The organism is Kocuria oceani (genome assembly GCF_029524215.1).
Taxonomy (GTDB): domain Bacteria; phylum Actinomycetota; class Actinomycetes; order Actinomycetales; family Micrococcaceae; genus Kocuria; species Kocuria oceani.
Map to the genome: position 1 here is coordinate 1 of NZ_JARAMH010000043.1, position 5816 is coordinate 5816.

Genomic DNA, 5816 nt, shown 5'->3' on the forward strand with positions numbered 1-5816 from the left:
ATAGGGGTATGGGTGAACCACTTCAATTACCATCGGCCCCATACCGCCTGTGGCGATCAGCCCCCGGCCTCACGCGTCCCGGCCCGTGCTAGTAACGTCATGCCCTCTTACAACTAGTGCGTCCGGTGCTGTTCGTGGTCTGCCAGAGCATCGAACACGCCGGTCAGATCGGACAGATGCTGGCCGGCCCAGGTTTCATCGGGGACCCCTCCGCGGTCCTGGAGATCACCTCGCAATCCTCCGATGAGGCTCTGCAGGCGTTGGCAGATGTGGAACGGCCTGACTCTCCTATCCGGGCGATCGTGAGCGTGAACATGCTGCGCGAGGGCTGGGATGTGAAGAACATCGCGGTGATCGTGGCCCTGCGCAAGCTGGCTTCCCAGACACTGACCGAGCAGATCCTCGGCCGGGGTCTGCGCCTGCCCTTCGGTCAGCGCACCGGCGTGCCCATGGTTGACCAGGTGGACCTGGTGGCCCACGACTCCTATCAGGCGCTGCTCTCCCAGAAAGACGTGCTGCGCCGGCGCCTGCAGCTCCCCGCCGCCCAAACCGCGGTCGACGCCCAGGGCGCAGCCACTACCACGCCCCCCGCCGGCACTTCCTCCCCTGTCCCCCGACCGGTGGCGGATCCAGAATCCCTGTTCGACCCTCTGGCCGTGGATCCGAACCAGGGTGATCTGTTCACCATGGCAGCAGAGCCTGACGAGGACCCCGTCGAGGCCACCCCGGTGCTGGTCCTCCAGGAGTCCCAGCAGCGACAGGCCGTTCCTACTCCGGGCCCCCGGGTGCGCATCGAGGGCGCCCCGCGCATAGTCTTCCCCCGACAGGAAGCCAAACTCGTCACCGCCCAGTTCTCACTCTCCGACGTCCACGACGGGGACGCCGAAGCCGCCGGCGCCCGGTTCATCCGTGAAGTCCCTACCCTGATCTTCCGCGACGCCCTCGACGCACGTCGACGCAACGGAGACGTCGCCATCGTCGTGGACCCACAAAAAAGCGAGGAAGCCCAACAGGAAGTGGCCAGCCTGGACACCGTCCGGGAGGAACTGACCCAGGCGATCATGCGCCAACCCGAGGTCACCGCGGAGCGGCGGGAGAAGACCGCTGCCCGGCGGTTGGTCACCGCGTTCCTGCGCGGAGCCGGGGTGACCTCCACCGAGCAGGCAGCCGCCGAGTGGGGTCAGCACCGTCGCCAACAGGCCGTCGAAGGCATCCGGCAGCTCATCCGCACCGCCATCGGCAACCGTCAACAGGAACGCACCTACGTCCTCACCCCCGTGCCCCTACCCCTGGAACCGGTCCTGGTGGACCCGGCCGCTCCGCACGCCTACGAGGACGACTACCGCAAGGGCGTGCACTTCCAGGGCTGGAAGAAAAACATCATGCCCACCGCCTCCTTCGACGCCAAGTCCACAGAATGGGCCCTGGCCCAGCTCCTGGACCGAGACGAGGAAATCACCTGGTGGCTGCGGGTCTACACCACCGGCCAAGCCTTCATCCACACCGACACCGGACGCTACTTCCCCGACTTCATCGCCATCGACAAACACGGCACTCACTGGGTGATCGAAGGAAAGTCCGATGCCGACGCCCGGGACACGTCCGTGCTGACTAAGAAAGCCGCTGCCGAACGTTGGTCCCGCTTCATCCGCGACGACGAACAATTCGGGGCCTGGCGCTACGTATTCGCCACGGAGACCCACATCAAGCAGGCAGCCGGCTCCTGGAATGGGCTTCTGACATCCACCGACCCCCAGTAGATCCATGAGCACGAGCGTCAGTTTTATTGCTGATTCATCAGTCCCTTGTTTCCCAGGGAGCCACCAGAGACGCCTAGGCATCAAGTAGTGCAGTCCCCTGGGACTGTCCAGAGATTTGTTGGTTCTCCAATCAACCTTCGACAACGACCGCGAGCTTCTAATGGTTGTTTTGTCAATGAAAAAAGTGACAGGCAATTTACCGGTAGGGTAACCAGTGCGCGGAATCGCTCACCACAATCGGCGCCACTTCGACTTCCCCAGAGAGCATGCGGGAAAGGAGGTCCGTGGCGGGGTTACTGCTTGTGGGCGTATTCCAGCGAAAGACATGACGAGACAAAGGGAAAGGTGTTGTGATGGCCCAGAGCGTGCAGATCATTTTGGAGGACGACCTCGAGGGTGGTCCTGCTGACGAGACTATTCAGTTCGGTGTGGACGGCCGGCAGTACGAGATTGACCTCTCCACCGCTAACGCGGAGAAGCTGCGGGAGGCCCTGCGCCCTTACGCCGCTGCCGGCCGGCGGGCCCAAGGCAAGACCACCCGGACCACCGGACCCCGGTCCTCCACTGGTGGTAATCCGGAGACGGCGAAGATCCGGGCCTGGGCGAAGGAGAACGGTCACCAAGTCTCCGACCGCGGCCGCATCCACCAGTCCGTCAAGGACGCCTACTACGCCGCCCAGTAGCCCTCCACTCCCCCACCGGACAGCAGCCGGTCTTCCGGGCGTTCCGTGACTTCGGGCCCGGTGCTGGTCGGCCACCGCTGCGGCATCGCATTGGAAGGCCTCAGGGCAGAGTTCGAGCACGAGGGCCGTCATCGTGGCTTTCTCCGCGTGGTGAGTATCTGGTGACGGGTGGACGGTCCTTGCCCGGTACGGAGCCGCCAGGACGCCCCGCGTTCAGCCTGGACAGCGCTGATCGTCCCTTTGGCCCCCGATAACGACTTCTATTGGGGGTCAGCCCTGGCCCCTTGCGGACGGGGAGTGGGCACCCGCGTCGATCGACGGCCCACGGAACCACCCACCCCTCCCGCCGCCTGTCCTCAGAAGAAGAAGACCCGGCCCACCAGCAACGGTGAGCCGGGTTCCTTCGTCACCGACCATGGGAAAGCCGCCCGCGGCCGCACCCCTCCCCCGCTCAAGGACAGTGCTATCTGCCGATCTGTTGGGCGTCGGCGCGCACGGCGTTCTCGATCACGGCACGGGCGGTGCCGTCGTGATCGGTGCGCTCTTCGAGCAGATCGGAGACGTCCTGGGCCACCCGCACCCCGAGCTGGATCGCGGGTTCCCGGCGCGGCCGACCCCGGCCCCGCTTAGGTGCGGCCGCCATGGGCTCAGCCGCCGGGGTGTCTGCATCGGCGGGGACGACACCACCGGTGTCATGGGCTGGGGCATGGCGGCACGTGAGGGTGTGTAGTCAATTGGGTCGATGTGCTCATCCGGTGCCGGGTGGGGCCGGCGGCTCTGCAACGAGGCGGGACGCTCAGGTTTCTAGGTCATCGCAACACCTTCTTAGCGATCGCGGTGTAGGCATTCAGCACCCGGTGTGCGCTCATCCGGCGGGCGACCACCAGCATGAGGCGGTCGCAGGAAAGGAAGTATGGGTGGGTCACGACGTCTCGGACCAAGCACTGCCCTCGCCCCGCCCATGGGCGCTAAGCATCCTTCACTCTGTTGGATCTATTAGTTCTAACAGAACGAACCGATCTAACAATCTGCGTTTGCATTCACAAGTCGCGCTGACCCTACGGCGTCAATCGGATACCGCGTGTCTCCAATGGGGCCATCTCGCCCGGGTGCCACCATGAGCCGTGACCAAGGACCAGCCCTCGAAGAAGACGTCGCGGAAGAAGCTACCCGCTACGCTGTGGAAGTCCCTGGCCTCAGGCACGCCGGTCCAGGTGCAGCGATCCATGGAACCGCACGAGGTGCTCGAGGGCGTAGTGGTCGAGCTCGGTGGGACCTGGGTGCTGCTGGCCGGCATCCGTGACGGCGCCTATCTCAACGGCTACCACGCGCTGCGCCTCCAGGACCTGGTGCGTGTGGAGGCCCATGCCACCTTCGTGCCATTCCTGCGGCGACGCCGGTCGTGGCCACCGGCAGCTCCGATCAGCTTCCTCGACCCTTCTGAAGCATGGTTGGTCATCACGGCCGGGGCGTCCCTCACCGGAGTCGTGTCCGTCTACCGGGAGGCCACCCGCCCGGGAACGCTGCTGATCGGGGCACTGGATGAGTGGGAGAAGAAGAGCCTGCCTCTAACCGCGTGACCTTTCGGTATGGGCTCAGGAGGCTTGGATCAAAGGGCCCCGAGCATGTTGGAACTGTTAGATCTAACCGCTCCAACTGCGTGCCACTGTCCCCTGTTGCCCTCAATGGACGTCCATATCGGGAAGACCACGGAGAGCGACTCTCAATGTCCAAAGAGCGTCACCACCACACAGCTAACCAACTCCGGGCAATGGGGTTGACCCCGTTTCGTGGACATCGAGTTATGCGGCTTCTGCCGCGGGGTTCATGAGCTGGTGCTCGAAGGCTACCGGGCTGAGCATGCCCAGTGACGAGTGCCGTCGGGTCCGGTTGTAGGTAGCCTCGATCCAGGCGCCGACGCCGCGCTTGGCGGCGGCCTTGGTCGTGAATCTCCGCCGGTGGTAGTACTCGGTCTTCAACGTCGACCAGAACGATTCGATCTGCGCGTTGTCCCAGCACACCCCGGTCCGCCCGACCGAGATCCTGACGTCCAGCTCGGCGGCGACCTCGGCCAGCCGGGCGGAGGTGTACTGGCAGCCGCGATCGGCGTGGAAGATCACTCCGGTGGTGTCACACCGGCGCAGGGTCACTGCCCGGCGCAGCGCGGTCTCGACCAGCTCAGTGCGCAGGTGGTCATCGACCGCCCAGCCCAGCACCCGCCGCGAGCAGCCGTCGCGGACCGCGCACAAGTACAGCCATCCCTGATCGGTGGGCAAATAGGTGATGTCCGAGGTCCACACCGCATCGAGGCGGCCGCGATCGAAGTCGCGCTCCACCAGATCGGGGATCGTGTGCGCGGACTCGTCTGCGACCGTGGTCACCGGGTGCCAGGTGGCCGGGCTGATGCCGGCGATGCCGTGGGCGCGCATGAGTTTCGCGACCGTCTTGCGCGAGACCACCTCCCCGACAGCGCGCAGGTCGGCCAGGATCCGCGGCGCACCGTTGACCCCGTCGGAGGCCGTGTGGGCGGCCAGCACCTTCTGGCCCAGCTGGGCCCGTCGCACAGCCGAGGGACCCGGCGGCCCCTCGCGACGTGCCAGCCAGGCGTAGTAGCCCGACCGGGACACCTCGAGCAGCTCGGCCATGCGGGTGATCTCGTAGTCGGCCTTCTCCGCGTCGATGAGCTCGAACATCCTCACCGGTTCTGGTTCTCGGTCGCGAAGAAGGCGGCTGCTTTTTTCAGGAACTCCCGGTCCATCCGCAGCTCGGCCACCTCACGGCGCAACCGCTCCAGCTCTGCCCGCTCATCGGTATCCAGTGCTGAGGGCGGGTCGTCCATCTTGGCCCTCTCGATCGCAACCCAACGACCCAGCAGAGCTTCTCCGACACCGATCTCCTTCGCCACGTGGACGATCGGGCGCCCGGTGTCGATCACCAGATGCGCGGCATCACGCCGGTACGCGGGCGTGTACCTCTTCCGTTTGGCTCCCACAGGAACATCCTCCCTGCCAGGCACCAGGCCTGACCATCAAGGACGTCCACCGAAGGGGGTCAACCTCAGCAACCGGACCTTTACCCAGGCCGAGGATGACAACGGCAGCACCAGACTCTTAGCTCATCCAGCCAAAGCGGGCGCCCCTAACAACTTGGATCCACGTTTCTGCGAAAGACTGGCCGGCGAGGCGATACATGAACTGCCCGCCTTAAATGCTCACACCATTCATCAAGCAGCCCAGGCGAAGCGAGCCCCGCCAATAATGTGGCTCTACGTCTTTCGGGTGGGGAGTGAGACTCGCGTAGTGAGTTCAGCAAGGTAGGGGTCGAGGTCCCCGATGATCAGTAGCGACCAAGCATGCTGATCTATTCAGAGGAC

General features: G+C 64.9%; 5 protein-coding genes and 1 pseudogene. 4 read left to right on the forward strand and 2 right to left on the reverse strand.

The window, feature by feature from the left end:
* From PU704_RS19810 to PU704_RS19820, 3 genes and pseudogenes are all read left to right on the forward strand, one after another.
* A pseudogene (locus PU704_RS19810) lies at positions 1–117 on the forward strand (IS481 family transposase); the annotation flags it as partial.
* 8 nt (positions 118–125) lie between these two features.
* A complete protein-coding gene (locus tag PU704_RS19815; RefSeq protein ID WP_277552853.1) occupies positions 126–1760 on the forward strand; it encodes a DEAD/DEAH box helicase in 1635 nt (544 codons plus the stop codon).
* A gap of 353 nt (positions 1761–2113) precedes the next feature.
* Complete coding sequence (locus PU704_RS19820; protein WP_277552855.1) at positions 2114–2443, forward strand: histone-like nucleoid-structuring protein Lsr2; 330 nt, start codon at positions 2114–2116, stop codon at positions 2441–2443.
* Positions 2444–2906: 463 nt separating this feature from the next.
* Here PU704_RS19820 and PU704_RS19825 read toward each other — a convergent pair whose 3' ends face one another.
* Complete coding sequence (locus PU704_RS19825) at positions 2907–3086, reverse strand: hypothetical protein (protein ID WP_277552857.1); 180 nt, start codon at positions 3084–3086, stop codon at positions 2907–2909.
* Between the two features lie 481 nt (positions 3087–3567).
* On the opposite strand from PU704_RS19825, the gene PU704_RS19830 reads away from it, so the two are divergent.
* Positions 3568–4023: a hypothetical protein gene (locus PU704_RS19830; RefSeq protein WP_277552859.1), complete on the forward strand. Its 456-nt coding sequence runs from the start codon at positions 3568–3570 to the stop codon at positions 4021–4023.
* 222 nt (positions 4024–4245) lie between these two features.
* Here PU704_RS19830 and PU704_RS19835 read toward each other — a convergent pair.
* A protein-coding gene (locus tag PU704_RS19835) for an IS3 family transposase (RefSeq protein ID WP_136341198.1) occupies positions 4246–5435 on the reverse strand; the annotation gives its coding sequence in 2 pieces (ribosomal slippage) (positions 4246–5183 and positions 5183–5435; 1191 coding nt in all).
* Positions 5436–5816: the final 381 nt, after the last annotated feature.

Coding starts and splice junctions, on each gene's coding strand:
- PU704_RS19825 (WP_277552857.1), bottom strand. CDS start 3,086: ATGGCGGCCGCACCTAAGCGGGGCCGGGGTCGGCCGCGCCGGGAACCC.
- PU704_RS19820 (WP_277552855.1), top strand. CDS start 2,114: ATGGCCCAGAGCGTGCAGATCATTTTGGAGGACGACCTCGAGGGTGGT.